The organism is Aurantimonas coralicida DSM 14790 (genome assembly GCF_000421645.1).
GTDB classification, from domain to species: domain Bacteria; phylum Pseudomonadota; class Alphaproteobacteria; order Rhizobiales; family Rhizobiaceae; genus Aurantimonas; species Aurantimonas coralicida.
Window position 1 is genome coordinate 1 of the sequence record NZ_ATXK01000011.1, and the last position, 19,770, is coordinate 19,770.

General features: G+C 68.8%; 14 protein-coding genes and 1 tRNA gene. 4 read left to right on the top strand and 11 right to left on the bottom strand.

Annotated features, from left to right (window positions below):
• From H536_RS0118235 to H536_RS0118245, 3 genes are all read right to left on the bottom strand, one after another.
• Positions 1-90, bottom strand: a tRNA-Ser gene (locus H536_RS0118235).
• Between the two features lie 428 nt (positions 91-518).
• Complete coding sequence (locus tag H536_RS23400; protein ID WP_024351817.1) at positions 519-1,598, bottom strand: polysaccharide deacetylase family protein; 1,080 nt, start codon at positions 1,596-1,598, stop codon at positions 519-521.
• Positions 1,595-2,818 (bottom strand): glycosyltransferase family 4 protein, encoded by a 1,224-nt coding sequence (locus H536_RS0118245; protein WP_024351818.1) that lies wholly within the window; start codon positions 2,816-2,818, stop codon positions 1,595-1,597. Before H536_RS0118245 ends, H536_RS23400 begins: the two co-directional genes overlap by 4 nt.
• 311 nt (positions 2,819-3,129) lie before the next feature.
• Here H536_RS0118245 and H536_RS0118250 point away from each other — a divergent pair, with 311 nt between their 5' ends.
• From H536_RS0118250 to H536_RS0118260, 3 genes are read left to right on the top strand one after another with little or no spacing between them, the layout of a single operon-like run.
• Positions 3,130-5,073, top strand: coding sequence for an ABC transporter substrate-binding protein (locus tag H536_RS0118250; RefSeq protein WP_024351819.1), 1,944 nt, complete (start codon positions 3,130-3,132; stop codon positions 5,071-5,073).
• Positions 5,070-6,068 carry an ABC transporter permease gene (locus H536_RS0118255; protein WP_024351820.1) on the top strand — a complete coding sequence of 333 codons (999 nt, stop codon included), beginning with the start codon at positions 5,070-5,072 and terminating at the stop codon, positions 6,066-6,068. The genes H536_RS0118250 and H536_RS0118255 overlap by 4 nt, the downstream gene beginning before the upstream one ends.
• Complete coding sequence (locus H536_RS0118260) at positions 6,065-7,225, top strand: ABC transporter permease (RefSeq protein WP_024351821.1); 1,161 nt, start codon at positions 6,065-6,067, stop codon at positions 7,223-7,225. Before H536_RS0118255 ends, H536_RS0118260 begins: the two co-directional genes overlap by 4 nt.
• A 33-nt stretch (positions 7,226-7,258) precedes the next feature.
• Here H536_RS0118260 and H536_RS0118265 read toward each other — a convergent pair whose 3' ends face one another.
• The 8 genes from H536_RS0118265 to H536_RS0118300 all read right to left on the bottom strand — a co-directional run bounded on the left by H536_RS0118265 (position 7,259) and on the right by H536_RS0118300 (position 18,235).
• Positions 7,259-8,497: an adenylate/guanylate cyclase domain-containing protein gene (locus tag H536_RS0118265; protein ID WP_024351822.1), complete on the bottom strand. Its 1,239-nt coding sequence runs from the start codon at positions 8,495-8,497 to the stop codon at positions 7,259-7,261.
• Positions 8,475-9,353, bottom strand: a complete 879-nt coding sequence (locus H536_RS0118270) for an MBL fold metallo-hydrolase (RefSeq protein WP_024351823.1) — start codon at positions 9,351-9,353, stop codon at positions 8,475-8,477. Before H536_RS0118270 ends, H536_RS0118265 begins: the two co-directional genes overlap by 23 nt.
• Complete coding sequence (locus H536_RS0118275) at positions 9,350-9,805, bottom strand: cyclic nucleotide-binding domain-containing protein (protein ID WP_029703611.1); 456 nt, start codon at positions 9,803-9,805, stop codon at positions 9,350-9,352. The genes H536_RS0118270 and H536_RS0118275 overlap by 4 nt, the downstream gene beginning before the upstream one ends.
• 34 nt (positions 9,806-9,839) lie before the next feature.
• Positions 9,840-12,581, bottom strand: coding sequence for an ABC transporter ATP-binding protein (locus H536_RS0118280; RefSeq protein WP_024351825.1), 2,742 nt, complete (start codon positions 12,579-12,581; stop codon positions 9,840-9,842).
• A 1-nt stretch (position 12,582) separates the two neighbouring features.
• Positions 12,583-14,553, bottom strand: a complete 1,971-nt coding sequence (locus H536_RS0118285) for an ABC transporter ATP-binding protein (protein ID WP_244495490.1) — start codon at positions 14,551-14,553, stop codon at positions 12,583-12,585.
• 117 nt (positions 14,554-14,670) lie between these two features.
• Positions 14,671-15,813: a glycosyltransferase family protein gene (locus H536_RS25380; RefSeq protein WP_029703615.1), complete on the bottom strand. Its 1,143-nt coding sequence runs from the start codon at positions 15,811-15,813 to the stop codon at positions 14,671-14,673.
• Positions 15,813-16,973, bottom strand: coding sequence for a glycosyltransferase family 4 protein (locus H536_RS0118295; protein ID WP_024351828.1), 1,161 nt, complete (start codon positions 16,971-16,973; stop codon positions 15,813-15,815). The genes H536_RS25380 and H536_RS0118295 overlap by 1 nt, the downstream gene beginning before the upstream one ends.
• Positions 16,970-18,235 (bottom strand): glycosyltransferase family protein, encoded by a 1,266-nt coding sequence (locus tag H536_RS0118300; RefSeq protein WP_024351829.1) that lies wholly within the window; start codon positions 18,233-18,235, stop codon positions 16,970-16,972. Before H536_RS0118300 ends, H536_RS0118295 begins: the two co-directional genes overlap by 4 nt.
• Positions 18,236-18,414: 179 nt before the next feature.
• Here H536_RS0118300 and H536_RS0118305 point away from each other — a divergent pair, with 179 nt between their 5' ends.
• Entirely contained in the window at positions 18,415-19,770 is a 1,356-nt protein-coding gene (locus H536_RS0118305) for an adenylate/guanylate cyclase domain-containing protein (RefSeq protein WP_024351830.1), read from the top strand.

A 19,770-nucleotide genomic window follows, 5' to 3' on the forward strand; every position in this document is an offset into this window, starting at 1 on the left:
TGGCGGAGAGGGGGGGATTCGAACCCCCGATACGCTTGCACGTATGCCGCATTTCGAGTGCGGTGCATTCGACCACTCTGCCACCTCTCCGGCCGTTGCCCCGTCGGTCGGGACCATCCTGTTCGAAGGTGTCGCGCCGGGTGGGGACGACGGGCGTCCGGACGGTGCGGCTTCAAATCAACCGAGGCATTGGTCGGCGCCTTGCGAGCGCGCCGGTCTCTTATCAAAGCCGGGGCCGCGTGCACAAGGGCCCCGCGACACGATTTTCGCCGCGGGGCCGCATTCGGGGCGCGTGAAGAGCCTCGCGGTCCTTCGCTGCGACTGCGCGCGACGGAATGCCGTCGTTCCTCGTGCTGCTGCGAGATGGCCGGTCGCGCTCGCCGGCTCGCGCCCTGCCAGGTCTCCAAGGACGCCGCGCATTCCCGCTTCCAGGGGACATCCTGCGGCATCCGCTGCCGGACGACACGTCGGCCACTCCGGAACGGCGCCACGGGTGAGCCGCGCTCGGCCCTCAGCCGTCAGGTGCGGGGTCTTGTCACCGGTTGCAGGGCGAACAGGTCGGGCAGCTTTGGCCAGACGACGCCCGGGCGTGGCGCGAGCAGCGTGAGCAGCGCCGTGAGACGCTCCCACGCGGCCGCGTCATGCTGCAGGTGATGGGTCAGGAGGCCGATCGGCTGCGTCTCTGAGGGCGGCCACCCAACGGGCCCAGGACCACCGGCAAGCGTACCGATCGCCGCCGCGGCAGGCGTGTCCCGGCGTTTTGGGGCAGAGGGACTAGCGGCAGATGTTCCACCCGCCATGGGGTCAGCACCGCCGGCAGGTGTGTGCGCCGGCGTCTCCGCTGGCATGCCCCGGCGCATCCGCGCCGCGGACGCGATATTTGCCGATGTTTCACCCGTCACGGGGTCAGCGCCACTGGCAGGCGTGCGGGCCGGCGCCTCCATTGGCGTGTCCGGGCACATCGGCGCGGCGGACGGATTACTGGCCGATGCTCCCCCCTCGCCCATCAACCGTGCGGCGATCTGCGCGGCCAGCAGCCTGTCGAGGGTTGCGGCGTCCTGCGCCCGGCCCGCACGCCAGTCCATCAGGTCGAGATGGGTGTGGACGCGATGCCGGGATGCCGGCTTGGCGAAAACGGAGAGGCCCGGCAGGCCGGCGTCGCCCAGCCGGGCGGCCATGCCGGGGCCGATGCGGTTCCAGGGCGGCACGAAGACCGGCAGGAACCGCTCGTCGGCGAGCGCGGCAAGCCGGTCGCGGCCCCGCCGGATCTCCTCCAGCATGGCCGCCGCCGGGCGATGATCGCCGAATTCGGCGCGCTTCTCGCCGGCCGGCGCGTGGTTGGCATGGCCCCAGCCGTGCAGGAACAGACAAATGTCGTCGTCCGGCGTCATGCCATCCAGAAGATCCGGCCGGGCCCCGTCGGGGATCACCGCCAGCGCCAGCGGCACGCCGATCTCTTCGCGCTGCGCCAGAAGGCGCGCAAGCTCCGGCGTCGCGCCCCGGGCGTCGTCGTCGCGCCACCAGAAGGCGAGCTCGACACCGGCAGCGGCGGCGGCGTCCAGCTGCCGGCGCGTCAGTGGGAAGTCGGCAGGGCTCACGCGGCGTTCCGGGCGGGCGTCGCTTTCAGGAGCGCAGCCACCCGGTCGATGCCGGGCTTCGGCGAGAAGCGTTCGCGCACCCGGCGCTCGCCGGCCGCCGCCAGCCGTGCCGCCAGATCCGGATCGTCCATCAGCCGCGCCATCGCCTCGGCCAGCGCCCGGGGGTCGCGCGGCTCAACGAGCAGGCCGGTGCGTTCGTCCTCGACCAGTTCCGGGATCGCCGAGACCTTCGTTGAGACCACCGGCAGGCGATGCGCCTGCGCCTCCATCAGGACGTTCGGCAGGCCGTCGCGGTCGCCGCTGCGGGCAATGCGCGAGGGCAGGACGAACAGGTCCGAACGCGCCAGCAGTCCGAAGACATGCTCGCGCTCGCGGCTGCCATGCCAGGTGATGCGGTCGCCGATCCCGGCCTTGTCGGCCTGTTGCTGCAGCCTGGCGGTCATCGCGCCGCCGCCGACATGATCGAAAGTCCAGTCGCGATCCTTCAGCCGGGCAAGCGCGCGGATCAGATCGCCGAACCCCTTCTTCTCCACCGTGCGGCCGACCGACACGATGCGGAACGGGCGCTCGCCGCGCGCGGCCCGCTCCGGCGGCGCGATGCCGGACAGGTCGAGGCCGTGATAGACCAGCTCGACCCGCCCGGGTTCGGGGGCCAGCGACTGCAGATAGTCGAGATTGACCTGCGTGCAGGTCACGCCGAAGGCGGCCGAGCCCAGCTTCTCGGTCAGCTCCCAGGCCTGCGAGGTCCAGATGTCCTTGGCGTGGGCGGAGAACGACCAGCCAATCCCGCGGATCGTCGCGGCATAGCGCGTCACCGAGGCCGGCGTGTGCAGATAATGGGTGTGCAGCCAGCCGATGTCGTCGGGCAGTTCATGGGCGAGGACGCAGGCCTGGCCGAAGCGCCGGTGGCGGTTGGCGGTGGGGTCGCGCGTCAGATCGGCCTCGAACATCGCTCGCGCCGCCTGATAGCCCGGCTGGCGCTCGGCAAAGGCGCGGCCGGCCCGCACCCGCGCCGGATCGTCCTTCAGATATTCCGGCAGATAGAGGATCTCGGCATTGATCCGCCGGTGCACCGGATGCACCCGCTTCTCGGCCGGCTGGCGCAGCGACACGATCAGCTGCGCGACGCCGCGATCCTCGAGCCCGGCGATCTCCTGGGCGATGAAGGTCTCCGACAGCCGCGGATACCCCTTGACGATCGTGGCGATGCGTCCTGCCATGGTGGTCGGTCCTTGCGACAGCGTCCGGCACTGGCCGAGGATGACCGGCAGGTGCCCGTTCCCCGCCGGAAGGCGGGCCGGATGCCGGCCATCTAGTCACATGGCCGGCGGCTCGCAACCCGCGACAGGCCGGGCCAGGTCGCGGCATCCCCGCGATGCCGTGGGGGCGCGGTGAGATGCCCACGCTTTCCCGCCGCCAGCGGTTTGACAAGCCGGCGGGCGCAAAGCTTACTGACGCGGCAGACAAGGGCCCGTCCATGCATCGATCCACACGGCAGCAGCGAGCATTTCGGCAGGGAGCGCTCGCCGGCATGGCCCTCCTCTGGACGGCGATCCTCTGGGCGCCGGCTTCGGCCGGACAGGCCGTCGCGGACACATCCCACGCGCCCTTCGGCGAGCCCGCCGCGCTGCAGGCGGCGGTGAGTGCCGGGGACCTGCCCCCGGTGTCTCAGCGCCTGCCCGAGCGCCCGCTGGTCATGCCCGTCGATGCCGTCTGCTCGGCCGACCGGCTCGGCGGCACGCTGCGGATGATCGGCGGCAGCGCCAAGGACACGCGCACCCTGTCGGTCTTCGGCTATGCCCGCCTCGTCGGCTATGACGAGGACTACGCCTTCGTGCCCGACATCGCCGAGCGCTTCGAGGTCGAGGACGGGCGCATCTTCACCTTCCATCTGCGGCCCGGCATGAAATGGTCCGACGGTGCGCCGTTCACCGCCGAGGATTTCCGCTATTTCTGGGAGGACATGGCGCAGAACCCGCAGATCGCGCGGTTCGGCATTCCCGGCGAGTTGCTGGTGGAGGGCAAGCCGCCCCGCGTCACCTTCCCCGGGCCCTACGAAATTCGCTACGAATGGGCCAAGCCGAACCCGAACTTCCTGGCGACCCAGGCCGCCGCCCTGCCCTTCGAGCTCTACCGCCCGGCCCATTACCTGAAGCAGTTCCACGAGACCTATGCCGACCCGGAAACACTCGCGGCGCGGGTCGAGGCGGAAGGCCAGCGCAACTGGGCGGCGCTGCATTTCAAGATGGACCGCGGCCACCGCAACGACAATCCGGACCTGCCGACGCTGCAGCCGTGGAAGCTCGCCACCGAGCCGCCCTCCGAACGGCTGATGTTCACCCGCAACCCCTATTTCCACCGTGTCGACGCGCAGGGGCGCCAGCTGCCCTATATCGACACCGTCGCCCTGACGATCGCCAATGCCGACCTGATCCCGGCCAAGGTGGCCAATGGCGAGGCCGATCTCCAGGCCGCCTATCTCAGCTTTCCCAATTATCCGTTCCTGAAGCGGGCCGAAGCGCGCGGCGGCTTCGAGGTCCGCCGCTGGGAATCCGGCCGCGGTTCCCACGTCACGCTCTATCCCAATCTGAACGTCAAGGACCCGGCCTGGCGCCGGCTGGTCCAGGACGCCAATTTCCGGCGGGCGCTGTCCCTGGCGATCAACCGCGACGACATCAACAAGGCGATCTTCTACGGCCTTGCGGTGCCCGGCGGAAACACCGTCCTGCCCCGCTCGACCCTGTTCGACCCGGAGCTGCCGACGATGTGGGCCGGCTACGACCCGGATGCGGCCAATGCGCTACTCGACGAGCTCGGACTGGAGCGCGAGAGCCGCAATGGCCTGCGCCTGTTGCCCGACGGGCGCCAGATGCGCATCGTCGTCGAGACCGCCGGTGAAAGCCGCGAGCAGAGCGACGTCCTGCAACTGATCCACGACGACTGGCGCCGGCTCGGCATCGATCTCCTGATCCGCGAATCCCAGCGCGAGGTCTTCCGCAACCGCATCAAGGCGGGCTCGACGCTGATGTCGGTCTGGACCGGTCTCGACAATGGCGTGCCGACCCCTGCCACCGACCCGGCCGAGCTCGCCCCCTCGACGGCCGAGCAGCTGCAATGGCCGTCCTTCGGCATGCAGACCGAGACCGGCGGCGAAGGCGGCGAGGCGATCGGCGGCAGCGAGGCGCTGGCGCCGCTGCGCGAACTCGCCGAGCTGCGCAAGCGCTGGATGCGAACCGACGACGACGCCGAGCGCGCCGACATCTGGGGCCGGATGCTGCGGATTTCCGCCGATCAGGTCTATACGATCGGCATCGTTGCCGGCGTCGACCAGATCGTCGCCGTGGCGGACACGCTCAACAACGTGCCCGAGCGCGGCGTCTACAATTACGAGCCCGGCGCCTATTTCGGCATCTACCATCCGGACGGGTTCTGGTTCGATTGCGGCGCGTCCGCCCTGGCAGGAAAACACGGATGATCCGCTATCTCGCCGGCCGCCTCGTCACCATGGCCTGGACGCTGCTGGCGATCAGCGTGCTGGTCTTCGTCATCATCCAGCTGCCGCCCGGCGACTACCTGACCAGCTATATCGCCGAGATCCGCGCCCAGGGCGAGAACGTCACCGTCGACAAGATCGCCTTCCTGCGCGAGCAATACGGCTTGGACAAGCCCTTGTGGGAGCAGTATCTCGTCTGGGTGACCGGGCTGATGCAGGGCGATCTCGGCTATTCCTTCGAGTACAACCAGCCCGTCGCCGACATCGTCGGCGAGCGCATGCCGCTGACGCTGCTGCTCAACGTGGCGACGGTCATCTTCGTCTATCTGGTCGCCTTCCCGATCGGCATCTATTCCGCCACCCACCAATACAGCTGGGGCGACCATGGCTTGAGCTTCCTCGGCTTTCTCGGCCTCGCCACGCCGAACTTTCTGCTGGCGCTGATCCTGCTCTATCTCGCCAATGTCTGGTTCGGCACCTCGATCGGCGGGCTGATGGACCCCCGCTTCATCGACGCGCCCTGGTCGCTGGAGAAGGCCGGCTCGGTGCTGTCGCATCTGTGGGTGCCGGTGCTGGTCATCGGCACGGCCGGCACCGCGGGCATGATCCGCCGCCTGCGCGCCAATCTCCTCGACGAATTGAACCGGCAATATGTCGTCACCGCCCGCGCGAAGGGGCTGCCGGAACACCGGGTGCTGCTGAAATACCCGCTGCGGATGGCGCTCAATCCGTTCATCGCCGACCTCGGCAGCCTGCTGCCGCAGATCGTCTCCGGTTCGGTGATCATCTCGGCGGTCATGTCGCTGCCCACCACCGGGCCGATGCTCCTGTCCTCGCTGCGCAGCCAGGACATGTTCCTCGCCGGCTCCTTCCTGATGTTCCTGGCCCTTTTGACGGTGGTCGGCATGTTCGTCTCCGACGTGCTGCTGGCCATTCTCGATCCGCGTATCCGGCTCGGAAAGACCACCATCCGATGAGCGAGACGCCGCATTTCGTCTCGCGCGAACCCTTCGATTCCGAAGCCACGGTCGCGGCCGGCTCGACCGTGTCGCTCGCCTATATGGAGGCCTCCCAGTCGCGGCTGATCTGGTGGCGTTTCCTGCGCCACCGCGTTGCGGTGGTGTCGCTGGCGTTCCTCGTCGTCAGCTATCTCTCGATCCTCGTGGTCGAGTTCCTGGCGCCCTACGACATGCAGAGCCGGCACACCGACTTCATCTTCGCCCCGCCCCAGGCCGTGCATCTGTTCCACGAGGGCAGCTTCGTCGGACCCTTCGTCTATCCGCTCGACTTCCACCTCGACCTCGACACCCTGCAGCGCGAATACACGCCCGACACCAGCCGGCCGCTGCCCCTGCGCTTCTTCTGCCAGGGCGACCCCTACGAATTCTGGGGGCTGGTCTCCGGCGACCGGCACCTGGTCTGCCCGCCGGAGGGCGGCAGCCTGTTCCTCTTGGGCACCGACCGGCTCGGCCGCGACATGCTCTCGCGCATTCTCAGCGGCGCCCGCATCTCGCTCACCGTCGGCCTCGTCGGGGTGACCCTCAGCTTCATCCTCGGCATCACAATCGGCGGCCTCGCCGGCTATTTCGGCGGCTGGATCGATTCCGTCGTGCAGCGGGTCACCGAGATCCTGCGCTCGCTGCCCGAACTGCCGCTATGGCTGGCCCTGTCCGCCGCCCTGCCGGTCACCTGGAGCCCGCTGCTGATCTATTTCGGCATCACGCTGATCCTCGCCCTGCTCGACTGGCCGGGCCTTGCCCGCGCCGTGCGCTCCAAGCTCTTCGCCCTGCGCGAGGAGGATTTCGTCGTCGCGGCCGAAATGCTCGGCGCCCGTCCGCGCCGGATCATCTTCCGCCATCTGCTGCCGAACTTCATGAGCCATCTCATCGCCTCGGCCTCGCTGTCGATCCCGACGATGATCCTGGCGGAGACGGCTTTGTCGTTCCTCGGGCTCGGCCTCAGGCCGCCGATCACCAGTTGGGGCGTCCTGTTGTCGGAAGCCCAGAACATCGAGGCGGTGGCGCTCTATCCGTGGCTGCTCCTGCCGATGGTGCCGGTCATCCTGACGGTGCTGGCCTTCAGCTTCGTCGGCGACGGGCTGCGCGACGCCGTCGATCCGCACCACCACCACTGACCGCTAGCGCACCCGACGCGGCTCCGGCAGCGCTCAGGAGACGGTGCGCACCGGCGCGTCGGCGGCTGCGGCAGCGTTCCGGCGCGGCGTGAACAGCTCCATCCGGCGCTCCACGCCGTTCAGCGCATGGGCCCCGACCGAGACCCAGTCGTCAGGCGACAGGGCCGCGACCTCGGCGCTGGCGAGCACGTTGGTCTCGACCGTCTTGGTCAGCTTCTCGATGCGCTCGACCTCGGTCACCGTCGAGCCGATCACCGTGAAGGCCAGCCGTTCGGGCACGCCGATATTGCCGAAGACGACGCTGCCGACATTCAGGCCGACGCCGAACTCGATGAGATCGAGGCCGCGCTCGCGGCGCACCGCGTTGGTCGCGTCGCGCAGCACAAAGGATTCGGCCACTGCCTGCTGCACCTCGGTCGTGATGCCCGGCCCGTCGATCGGCCCGTCGCCGAGCGGAAAGATCACCAGCACCGCATCGCCGATGAAGGCCAGCACCTCGCCGCCCGCCTCAAGGGCCGGCCGGGTCGCGCATTCGAAATAGTCGTTGAGGAGCTTCAGGAAGGCATCGCTGTCGAGCGTACCGGTCAGCCGTGTGGAATCGCGCAAATCCGAATACCAGACCAGCGCCTTCGTCCTAGCGCCGTCGCCGAGCCGGATATTGCCGTCGAGAACGCTGCGACCGGCCTTTCGTCCCAGATAGGTCTCGACGATGTTGGTCATGATCTGGGACTGGATGATCGTCTTGCAGACCAGCGCGAAGGTGAGCTGGATTTCCTGCAGGATGTCGAGATCCTCGTCGGTGAAGCCGCTCGCCCGGTCGCTCGCCCAGATCACGATGATGCCCCGCGCCTGCAGCTCGCTGTAGGCGCCCGGTTGCGAGAATTCGGTCTTCAGGGCGATGTAGTCGGTGTAGCCAGCCGCCGCCAGCTCCTCCAGAATGGCGAAATCCAGGAGCTTGCCGGGGCCCGACAGGCGACGCCGCAGCACCGGAATGTCGGCCTCCACCATGTAGCGCAGCGGACTGCGCTGCCACGCGTCGGTATTGGCGTCCTGGTGGTGGAAATGCTCGATCCCGACATCCTCGTCGCGATGCCATTTGACCATTTCGGCGCGAAACAGCGGATGCAGGGTCGGCCAGTTCAGCCGCGCCCGCGCGATGGGCACGCCGATGCCGGTCAGCCGCAGACAGAGATCGCGAAAGATCGTCTGGATGTCGCTCTTGCCCAGCGACTGCTTCAGCAGCCAGTCGTCAACCTGCTTGGCCAGTCCCATCGTCGTGACTTTCCGTTACCGTTCCGTCCTCTCCGATCGCCAGCGTCAGGCCGGTCGCCCCGATGCGCGCGCCGGTGAAACGCGCCTGCGCCTCCTCCGCCAGCTTTGCCAGCGAAGCATCGGTCCGCAGGACGTCGTGGTGGAAGATGACCAGCCTGTCGATCCCGCCGGCCTGGCACAGGCGCACCCCCTCCTGCCAGGTGGAGTGGCCGAAGCCGCGGTACTTCGCCATGTCCTCGTCGCTATAGGTGGAATCGTAGATCATCACCTCGGCCCCGGCGACGAAGGCGGCGACCGCCTCGTCGCGCGTGCCCGGCTCGTGCTCGGTATCGGTGATGTAGCAGATCGAGCGGCCCTCGAAGTCGACCCGGTAGCCGACCGCTCCGTTCGGATGGTTGAGGCGGACCGTGCGCACGATGATGCCGTCGCCGAGGTCGAGGATCGCGGGCGGGCGGAAGTCGCGATAGTCGATATGGGCGGCGAACTGCTTCGGCGTCACCGGGAAATAGGGCGGCCGCATGAACCGCTCGACCATGTCCCGGCAGGTCGTGTCGTCGAGGAAATGGCCGGCATGGATGCGCACCGCCGCGTGGTCCTTGTAGAGCGGGATCACGAAGGGCAGGCCGATGATGTGGTCGAAATGGCAATGGGTGAGCAGGATGTCGATCTCGCCGACCTGCTCCTCGTAGAGCTTGCGCCCGCAGCCCACGATGCCCGTGCCCGCGTCGAAGACCAGCACCCGGTCGCCGCAGCGCACCTCGACGCAGCTGGTGTCGCTGCCGTAGCGGGTATTGGCCGCCGCCGGGGCCGGTATGCTGCCGCGTGCGCCCCAGACGGTGAGCTCGAACCGGCTCAATCTGCGGCGTCCGGAGCGATGGCGGCCCGGTTGCGCGCCGCCACCAGTTCCTGGTTCATGTGGGTCAGGCGCTCGGCCAGTCCGCGCATCACCTCGGCGGCGATCTCCGGGAACTGCCGCAGCAATTGCAGGAAGCACTCCTTGCGCACCCGCAAGGCCGAGACGTCGCTCTTCGCCGTGACGGTCGCGGTGCGCGGCGTGTCGCACAGGATGGCGATCTCGCCGACCACGTCGCCGGGGCCGAGGGTCGCGACCACGAAGTCGCCGTCTTCCGTCTCGATCGAGACATCGGCCTCGCCGGCCACGAGCACATAGGCGGAATCGCCACGCTCGCCCTGCCGGCACATGACCTGCCCCTGGCGATAGGCGATCGAGTCCGAGGTGAAGGCGATGAGCTTCAGCCGGCTGGGCTCCATGCCGGCAAAGATCGGGACCGAACGAAGCAGGTCCATTTCAGATTTGAGCAGTGTCACGTCGTCCTCTCGGTCATCCGGCCACTTCGGCGTCGTCGCGCGCCGCATCGGACTCGTGCGGACGCGTTTCGGCCCCCGTCGAGTTCGTGATCATGCGCCCGTCCTTGAATTCCAGTCTCCGGTCGAAGAGCTCCGCATGTTCGGCGTGGCTCAGGACCCAGAAGATCGTCTGCCGTTCGATGCCGAGTGCCGCACGCGATGCGAGGACACGCACAATAGTCTCCCGCTGGCTCTCCCCGTCAAGTGACGACAGCGGCCGGTTGAGAACCAGGAGATCGGCGCGCTTGAGCAGTGCCCGGGCAAGCGCCAGCTTCTGCTGCTGGCCCGACGACAGCCGCTTGGCGCCGCTGCCCACGTCGAAATCCAATCCGATCTCGAACACCGTCTGCGACAGGCCGGTCTCGCGCAGGGTCTCCACCAGCACCTCGTTGATGCGGGCCGAGGCTTCGGCGTAGCGGTCGACGACGCGGCCGAAGAGGATGTTGTCCTGGAAGCTGGCGGCCGGGTTGATCGCCCCCGGCACGTGCATCGACACAGCCTGCGCAAGCTCGGGGTCCATGCGCTCCAGGAGCCGCGCACGGGCCGACAGGACCGCGGCCTTGATGTCGTCGTCGAGCAGTCCGAGCCGATGCCGGGGCTCGATATAGCCGAAGGCCAGCTCCTGGAAGGCGCGCCGGTCGCGTCGGCGTTCGCTGGTGCTGCCGTCGGTCGCGGCGCGCCGCAGCGCCGCCTTGTAGCCGTCGACCTCTTCCGGCGTCATCAGGTCGACATTGTCCATCAGCGGACTGTCCGGCGCCAGGTCGCCGAAGATCTCGATCACCGTCTCGGCGATCTGCCGGCCCATCTCGTGCAGGAGGTCGTCGAGCCTCGCCTCCTCCAGGACGGCGACCATCTGCGGCCGGGCGGCCAGCGGCATCTCCTCGGCGGCTTCCGGCAGGGCGATGCCGAAGACAATGTTCTCCAGGACCGTCGCATAGTCGGAATAGCGGGCCGGATCGAAGGATTCGAAATAGACTTCGTCGCCGCCTTCCGCGAGCCGTTCGCGGAAGCGCCCGCGGGCCTTCAGGACATGCGCGCAGGTCTCCTCGGGCAGGTCCGCCGGCACGCGGTTGCGCAGCCCGAGCCGGGCGATGTCGATGCGGAAATCGGCGACGTCCAGCACCTGCGCGAGGCGGCCGTGCAGTTCGTGCGGTCCGGTGATGCCGGCCGCCGCGTAGTCGATCCAGTCGCCGTCGACGTCGAGGTCGCTGTTGCCCGACGCCCGGGCTGCGAGCTGGCGCGCCTCGCTGGCGGCGCGGTCTCCGCCCGCCGGCACCAGCGGCGCATGGCGCAGCCCGTAGACCAGCGCGTCGCGGATCGACATCTGGGGGAAATACAGCCCCGAGGTGGCATAGGCGATGCGGCGCCCGACAAAGGCGTCGGGCAACCCGTCCAGCGCATGGCCGTCGATGCTGATGCGCCCCGACGCGGCCTCGGACAGACGCACCAGGGCCTCGGCCAGATATTCGGCCCCGCCGCCGATCGGCCCCGACGCGGCGATCGCTTCGCCCGGCCCCAGCCGCAGGCTGGTCGGCTCGAGAAGGTCGTTGCCGGAATCGTCGGCAATGCGCAGGCCCGAAATGGCGATCTCCCGCTCGATCCGCGGCGGCGTCTCGTAGGACAGCTTCTGGACGTCGGGAGAGATCAGGTTGCCCATCACGAACTGCTCGCGGATCTGGGCGTATTTCGACTGCACGTCGACCCGGAACTGGTCCCAGGCGATGAGCTCCTTCAGCGGCCCCGGCAGCTCCTTGTAGGCGGCGATCACCGCAACGAGCTGGCCGATGTCGAGCCGCCCGGCGATCACCAGATAGCCGCCGGCCAGATAGAAGATGAAGGGAGTGATCTGCGCCAGCAGGTTGTTGATGAAATTGACGAAGAACTTCCAGCGGAAGAAGTCGTAGCGGATCGACAGGATGCGGCCGAGCCGGCTGCCGAGCTCGGCGCGCTCCCAGTTGGAGGTGTCGTTGGTGCGGATCGAGGGGATGCTCTCGACGATCTCGCCGATCCGGCCCGACAGGAGCCGGGCGGTGATCTGCCGGGCCCGGGCGAGCCTGACCAGCCGCCGGCGCATCTGCGGGATCAGGATGAGCTGCAGGAGCACGACGCCGCCGGCCACCGCGCCGAGCCAGACATTCTGCAGGAAGATGAAGAAGAGACCGGTGCCGGCCTGGCTGAGCAGCAGGGCCGGGTCGGCGAAGGCACTGCCGCCGAAGCCGCCCACCGGCTCGGTCTCGTCCTTGATCATCGAGGAGATCTCGGGACCGCGCACCTGCTTGAAGCGGGCGGTCGGGAACCGCAGCACCAGGTCGACGAGCTGGAACCGCAGCCGCCGCAGCAGCTGTTCGCCGAGCCGGCCCTTGTAGTTCGACAGATAGAATTTGAAGAGCCCGTTGACGATCACGAAGAACAGGAAGGTCAGGCTCAGCCACAGGAGCACGCCGAGCCGGTCGAGTTCGACGCCATCGAACAGCGCCAGTTCGCCGCCGCCCAGGAAGCCCGGCAGCGGCAGCGAGACCGCGAACAGCGTCTCGGTCTGTCCCGGCGCCCAGTCGCCCTGGATCGGCCCGTTGACGATCCGTTTCGGCAGGTCGAGCGTCAGATACAGGAATGGCAGCGAGACCAGGAGGACGGCGAACAGCCAGATCTGCTGGGGCCGCGAATGGCGCCAGACATAGCGGAAGATGCTCTCGTCGAGTTCGTCCGCTGCCGCCATGTCAGCGCCGCTCCGTCGCCGGCGATGGCGCGGGCCGTCCGGCGAGGAAGTCGAGATTGGCGGCCCGCACGAAATGCCCCGGCCGGGCCTCCAGCAGCGGCCGGGCGACGCCGGGCTCGGCCGTGAACGGCGCCGGCCAGTTGCGCTGGCCGATCTCGCCCACCGGCGGCAGATGGGCGAAATCCAGCGGCCGCTGCGGATCGGCGTGCGGCACCGCCTGCATCAGCATCTGCGTATAGGGATGCAGGGCGTCCTCGAAGAACGCCGCGCGCGGCGCCAGTTCGACGATCTCGCCGTCGCACATCACCGCGATGCGGTCGGCGACATAATTCACCACCGCCAGATTGTGCGAGATGAACAGATAGGTCAGGCCGCACAGGCGCTGCAGATCCTTGAGCAGATTGAGGATCTGCGCCTGCACCGACACGTCGAGCGCCGCCACCGGCTCGTCGCAGATCAGGAATTCCGGCTCCAGCGCCAGGGCGCGGGCAATGCCGATCCGCTGGCGCTGGCCACCGGAAAAGCTGTGCGGATAGCGGCCGGCATGCTGCGGCTCCAGCCCGACCGCCGCCAGCAGCCGCTCGATGCGCACGCGGCGCTCCGCCCGGTCGCAGACCGCGTGGATCTCGAACGGTTCGGCGAGGATCGCCCCGACCGTCATGCGCGGATCGAGGGACGAGAACGGGTCCTGGAAGACATATTGCAGCCGGTTGCGGACGGCAAAGAGCTGGCTGCGGTCGGCCGTGACCAGGTCGAGAGGCCCGTCGGGCGTGTCGAACAGCATGGCGCCCCTGTCGACCTGCACCGCCTGCATGATCGCGCGGGCGAGCGTCGTCTTGCCGGAGCCGGATTCGCCGACAAGCCCGAGGCACTCGCCGCGGCGGATGGTCAGCGAGACGTCCTTCAGCGCATGGATGCTGGGCGCCGGCGCGCTGGAAAACAGCCGCCGGTCGCCGCGCCGGGAAAAGCTCTTGGCGACCCCCTTCAGTTCCAGCAACGGCGCGCCGACAGCGCCCGATGGCTCGCGCCGCATCAGCGCGCCGGCATCGACCTTGATCTCGCGGATCGGCTTCAGCCGGGGCGATTCCGCCTGGTCGAGATCGGGCACCGCCTTCATCAGCGAGATCAGATAAGGGTGCTGCGGATCGGCGAAGATCGTCCCGGACGACCCGGACTCCACCACCTTGCCGTGGTGCATCACCACGACGTCCTCGGCCAGGTTGGCGACGACGCCGAGATCGTGGGTGATCAGCAGGACGGCCATGCCGAGTTCGCCCTGCATCTCGCGCAGCAGCTTGATGATCTGCGCCTGCAGCGTCACGTCGAGCGCCGTCGTCGGCTCGTCGGCGATCAGCAGCGCCGGCTTGCAGATCAGCGCCATGGCGATCATCGCCCGCTGGCGCAGCCCGCCCGACAGCTCGAACGGATAGGATTTCAGCGCCCGCTCGGGCTCGGGAAACCTGACCAGCCGCAAGGTCTCGATGGTCCGCTCGCGCGCCTCGGCGCCGGAGGCGCGGCCGTGCACCTCCAGCACCTCGCCGATCTGGTCGCCGAGCGTATGCAGCGGCGAGAAGGAGGTCATCGGCTCCTGAAAGACGATCGAGATCGACTGCCCGCGCACCGCCCGGAAGCGCGGGCTGCGCGGCGACAGGGCGGCGAGGTCGACCGGGCCCTGCAACGGATCGTCGAAATGGATGCTGCCGCCGGTGATCACCGCGCTCTTCGGCAGCAGGCCGAGAATGGCCTGGGACGTCACGGTCTTGCCGGAGCCCGATTCCCCGACCAGCGCCACGGTGCGGCCTGCGCCGACGCTGAGCGACAGGCCGCTGACGGCCTTCACCGTCCCGGCCATCGACTGGAACTCGACGGACAGGTTCTCGATCGCAAGCAATGGCCGCGCGGCGACCGATGCGGGCCGGTCCGGCGTGTCTATCGGCCGGTCCAGCACCGAGGCACCGCTTCCCCCTGGCATCCGCTCATTCCACCTCTTCGGCTCCGCGGCATGGTCCTTCGCGCACGGGCGTTGCGATTGCAGCACGGAACCGCGCGGCAAGTCATGCAGATTTTGCGATCCATTGCCCGCCGCGGCTCACTCGCCCGCACCGCCTGCCATGGCGGCGATCGTCGCCGCGGCGTTGGCTGCGCCCTCCAGATCGATCGCGGGACGCGCCCCCGCCTCGCGCTGCCAGGCCTCGGCCACCGCCGCCGCCATGGTCTCGGCCGACAGGCGCGAGGTCGGCACCACCGACAGGAGCCCCATCTTCCCCATGCGCTCGGAGCGGAACCATTGCTCGGTCTCCTCGCCCTCGTCATAGGGCACGACAACGGCCCGCGCTTCGGCGCGCAGGAGGTTCATCACCGTGTTGTAGCCGGCCTGCGAGATCGACAGGGCGCAGCCGTCGAGCCGCTCCTGGAAGTTCGTCTCGAAGCGCTTCACGATGGTCGTCTCGTCGGCCAGCGCTGCCAGCGCCTGGAACTCGTCCTCGGCCATGCGCGGTCCGGTCAGGAAGCGCCAGACCCGGTCGGCCAGCGGCGTATGCGGCCGCGCCGCCATGACCGTGCGCATCAAAGCGCCGGCGGCCGCGCCGCCCCCGGCCGACACGATCACCTCGCCGTTGCCCGGCGCTGCGCCGCGCTCGGCCGGCTCGGTGACATAGCCGGTATAGCGAATGAGATCGTCGATCTCGCCGGCATGGGGATAGGTCTCGGCGAAGGTGAAGAGCGACGGATCGGAATGGACGAGCACGGCGTCCAGATGCTCGCGCGCCAGCGCGGCGCCCCTGGCGGCCCGCTCGGCATGCTTGGTCTCCACCAGGATGTCGCGCACCGAGGTCACGCATTTGACCCGCGGCTTGTCGCGCGACGCCCGTTCGAGGAGCGGCACCAGCTCGAAATTGAAGCGCCAGCGTCCGAAGGGGAACATCTCCAGGAGCACGACGTCCGGCTGGACCTTCTCATAGAGCGCCAGCAGCGCGTCGCGCCGAGCCGCACGCCATGCGTCGGTGATCGGCTCGCCCTCGGCATCGTAGAGCGTCTTGAAATTGGCGCCGTCGATATGGGTCGGCGGCAATTGCACCACCTCGGCGTTGGCGAAGGGCATTTCCGCGACCGGCATGCCGCCGAGCGCCACCGTCACCTCCATGCCGCGCCGGGCCATGGCATTGGTGAGGAGTTCGCCGCGCCGCAGATGGCCGACGCCCAGCAGATGCTGGACATGAAAGAGAACGCGCATCAGGCCGTCTCCGCCTTTCCTGTTGGTGTGGGCCGTCCGAGCGTGTCGGACAGCGCGGCGTCGAGTGCCGCGGAGGCTGCTTCCAGCGAATGATGCCGCTCCGCCCGCCTGGATGCCGCTGTGCCCATGCGGGTCCGCAGCCCCGGATCGAGCAGCCGGCGCACCGCGGCGGCGAAGGCCTCCGCATCGCCCTCCGGCGTGAGCAGTCCCGTGATTCCATCCTCGACGATGCCGGAGACACCGCCGCTGTTGCCCGCCACCGCCGGAAGCCCCGCCGCCTGCGCCTCGAGCAGTGCCATGCTCCAGGATTCCTTGATCGCCGGCCAGACGGCGAGATCGGCCGCGGCGAAAAGGTCGGGCATCTCCTCTGGCGCCGCGGCACCATGGAACGCCACCCGGCAGGACAGGCCGGCGAAGGCAGCGCGCACCTGCGGCTCGGCCGGGCCGGCTCCGACGATGAGGACGTCGAAGGCCGCGCCGTCGAGCCTACCCAGAGCCTCCGCCAGCAGGCGATAGGAGGCGAGCTTCTGGTCCTCGCGCATCATCGCCGCGGCGATCAGCCAGGGCTGGTCCGGCGCCAGGCCGTGGCGTGCGGCCAGCGCCGCCCGTATGTCGGTGCGCCGCCCGGCCGCCGCCCGCCAGGGCTGCGTATCGACGAAGGGCAGCAGCGCCCGATAGGCGGTCTCGTCCCCGAGCCAGGGCATGACGCCTGCCTTGTCCGCCGGGTTGAGCCCGATGACGAGGTCGGCGCGGGACAGGGCCGCAAGGCTGGCCTCGAACCCTTGCGCCCAGCGCCCGCCGCGCTGCTTGCCGGCGACCGAGGCTTCGGCGACGACATAGGGAACGCCGAGCGCCGTGGCGACGCGCAGTCCCAGCCAGTCCGGCGCCTTGTGGTAGAGATGGTAGGTGAACCAGAGGTCGATCCGGGGCTTCGCCACCCTGCCCTGCCGCAACAGCCGCTCGGCCAGCCGTCCGCCGACCGTCTGCAGCCGCGCCTGACGCGCCGGGTCGCCGCGGTCATGGCTGCGAAAGTGCGACGGCACCACCACCCCGTGGCCGGCCAGCCGCAGGGCGTCGATCAGGCCACGCGCCACGGTGCGGTCGCCGGATGGCCGCGGATCATCGGGAGATTTCATCGGCGCGTAGAACGCGATGTTCATGCAGTGCCGGTCTTGGGCAGGGTCCGGGCAGGCGCCCACTCGTCGTCGCCGGCGGCGCCGCGGCTGGCGCTGCCCGAATGGCGCCCGGCGGCGATGTAGCCGTCGGCCAGTTCGCAGATCGTCTTCAGGCCGTCGAGAATGCCGTCCACCGCCACCGAGCGCGGTCGCGCCTGGCCCGGCAGCGCGCGGATGGCATCGGCCATGGCGGCGGGATTGTCGATCTCGTCATCCAGCAGCATGGCGATCAGGCCGAGCTCCTGGGCCTGCGAGGCACGGATATACTGCTCCAGCCGGGGCTGGCGGCGCGGCACGACCACGGCCGGCTTGTCGAAGGACAGGATCTCGCAGAACGTGTTGTAGCCGCCCATCGCGACCATGCCGGCCGCCCGCTCGATCAACGGCTCGATACTGGCGGCGAAGGTGATCAGGTCGACGCTGTCGAGCCGGGCCGCGCGCCGCTGGAAATCCGTCTGGTAGCCGGTCTCCATGAAGGGGCCGAGAACGATCTTGGCCCGTACGCCGATCGACGGATCGGTCTCGTAGGCCCGCAGCACCCAGTCCACCAGCTGGGCGCCGTCGCCGCCGCCGCCGGTGGTGACCAGCACATAGGGTCGCTCGCCGATCCGGATGCGATCCGGCAGCGCGCCCGAGGGCTCGTCCGCGCGCTGCAGATAGCCGGTGAAGGTCGCCTTGCGCCGCACCGCGTCCGAGACGCCGATATCGGCCAGCGGATCGCAGATTTCCGGCAGCCCGTAGATCCAGATGTCGTCGTAATAATTCTCGACCGCGCCGAAGGCCTCCTTGCGGGTCCATTCCTCGATCAGCCGCGACGGCTCGTCCATGATGTCGCGCAGCCCCAGCACCAGCCGGGCGCCGGTGGTCTTGAGGTGATGCAGCGTCGCCTCGACCTCGCCGCGCATGCCGAGCGGCTCCTTGTCGACGATGAAGATGTCGGGATCGAAGATTTCGGCGGTCGAGCGGATGATCGCGCTGCGGATCTTGGTCAGATCCTCCAGCGACAGGCCCGGATTGGACGGGGCATAGGTGTCGGCGCCGAGCTTGACGACGCCCGGCACGCGAATGAAATCCACCTGGGGCGGAAAACTGAACGAGCCGACGACAGGCGAGCCTGCTACGATGAGGATCGAGATGTCGGGCCGGTGCGCCACCAGGGCCTGCGCGATCACGCGGCAGCGGCGCAGATGGCCGAGACCGTAGGTGTCGTGACTGTAGATGAGAACGCGCGGAGGCCGGGCTTTCATCAGATACTCCTGCCGCTCCGACCCTGCTCGACCGGGACACACTGGCCATTTTCCGGCCCTGACGCAAGCGCGCGTGTCCCCGGGGAAACCGCGCCCGTCTACCGCCGCGACGGATCGACCGCAATGACCACAGCCGGGGACGGAGCGTTCATGAGGGCCAGTTACCGGGCGAATCCGACGTGAGCAACCGAAACAAGCTGCTGGCGCCCTTCGCCCGGCGCGAATCCAGCCGCGCCATTCCCGAGCGCGTGCGCGAGGTCGTGGATCGCTTCGAAATCCGCAGCGAACGGTTGATCGGCTGGGTCCAGCTCGGCATCGGCCTGTTCATCACCGTGCTCTATCTGGTCTCGCCGCGTCCGGTCGACAGCGAGATGCAGCACCCGGTGCCGATCAGCCTCGCGGTCTATCTCTGCTTCACCGCCCTCCGCCTGTTCCTGTCCTACCGGATCCGCCTGCCGGCCTGGTTTCTCGGCCTGTCGGTCCTCGTCGACATCGCGCTGCTCTACGGTCTCGTCTGGTATTTTCACGTCCAGTACGGCCAGGGCGCCAGCTTTTCCCTGAAGGCGCCGACGGTGATGTATGTCTTCGTCTTCATCGCCATTCGCGCCTTCCGCTTCGATCCCGCCTGGGTGCTGACCACCGGCGCCGTAGCGGCGCTCGGCTGGGTCGGCCTGACGCTCTATGCCATCGACGCCGAGGGCACCGACGCCATCACCCGTAGCTTCGTTGCCTATATCCATGGCGACGGCATTCTGGTCGGCGCCGAGATCGACAAGATCGTCGCGATCCTCGTCCTCACCACCGTCCTGGCGCTTGCCCTCGTGCGGGCCAAGCGGCTCCTGGCGGCGGCGACGCTGGAGCATATCGAGCGCGAGGAAATCCGCCGCTTCCTGCCGGCCGATGTGGAGCGCGCCATCGTCACGTCGCCGGAATCGGTGGTGGCCGGCGACGCCGAGGAGCGCGAGGCGGCCATCGTCATCCTCGACATTCGCGGCTTCACCGGCTTCATGGCCCGGCACGACGCGCGGCAGGTGGTCGAGGTGCTGGTCGGCCTGCATGCCCGCATCGTGCCGGTGATCGAGCGCCATGGCGGCATCGTCGACAAATATCTGGGCGACGGCCTGCTGGCGACCTTCGGCGCGACGAGGCCGTCGCGGACAGCCGCGGCCGAGGCCCTCGCGGCCCTCTGCGAAATCCTCGCTCTGTCCCGGGAGTGGGCGGCGGAGATGGAGACACGCTTCGGCCCGATCGGCCTGCGCGTCAACGGTGCGGCGACCGCCGGAACCGTGGTCTTCACCGCGCTCGGCGACGAGCACCGGCTCGAATACACTGTGATCGGCGATCCGGTGAACCTCGCCGCCAAGCTGGAAAAGCACAACAAGGTCGAGCAGACCCTTGCCCTGACCACCCAGGCCAGCCTCGACATGGCGCAGGCGCAGGGGTTTCGCCCGCCCGCTGCCTCCAGCCTGACCCGCCTCGACCGCCGGCAGGTGCAGGGTGTGGACGCCCCGCTCGACCTCGTCGCCTTCGCCTGA

What these genes read in the sequence shown, in the direction of transcription:
- H536_RS0118245 (WP_024351818.1), bottom strand. Translation starts at nt 2,818, where the DNA reads ATGGCAGGACGCATCGCCACGATCGTCAAGGGGTATCCGCGGCTGTCG.
- H536_RS0118250 (WP_024351819.1), top strand. Translation starts at nt 3,130, where the DNA reads ATGGCCCTCCTCTGGACGGCGATCCTCTGGGCGCCGGCTTCGGCCGGA.
- H536_RS0118255 (WP_024351820.1), top strand. Translation starts at nt 5,070, where the DNA reads ATGATCCGCTATCTCGCCGGCCGCCTCGTCACCATGGCCTGGACGCTG.
- H536_RS0118260 (WP_024351821.1), top strand. Translation starts at nt 6,065, where the DNA reads ATGAGCGAGACGCCGCATTTCGTCTCGCGCGAACCCTTCGATTCCGAA.
- H536_RS0118265 (WP_024351822.1), bottom strand. Translation starts at nt 8,497, where the DNA reads ATGGGACTGGCCAAGCAGGTTGACGACTGGCTGCTGAAGCAGTCGCTG.
- H536_RS0118275 (WP_029703611.1), bottom strand. Translation starts at nt 9,805, where the DNA reads ATGGACCTGCTTCGTTCGGTCCCGATCTTTGCCGGCATGGAGCCCAGC.
- H536_RS0118280 (WP_024351825.1), bottom strand. Translation starts at nt 12,581, where the DNA reads ATGGCGGCAGCGGACGAACTCGACGAGAGCATCTTCCGCTATGTCTGG.
- H536_RS0118285 (WP_244495490.1), bottom strand. Translation starts at nt 14,553, where the DNA reads ATGCCAGGGGGAAGCGGTGCCTCGGTGCTGGACCGGCCGATAGACACG.
- H536_RS25380 (WP_029703615.1), bottom strand. Translation starts at nt 15,813, where the DNA reads ATGCGCGTTCTCTTTCATGTCCAGCATCTGCTGGGCGTCGGCCATCTG.
- H536_RS0118295 (WP_024351828.1), bottom strand. Translation starts at nt 16,973, where the DNA reads ATGAACATCGCGTTCTACGCGCCGATGAAATCTCCCGATGATCCGCGG.
- H536_RS0118300 (WP_024351829.1), bottom strand. Translation starts at nt 18,235, where the DNA reads ATGAAAGCCCGGCCTCCGCGCGTTCTCATCTACAGTCACGACACCTAC.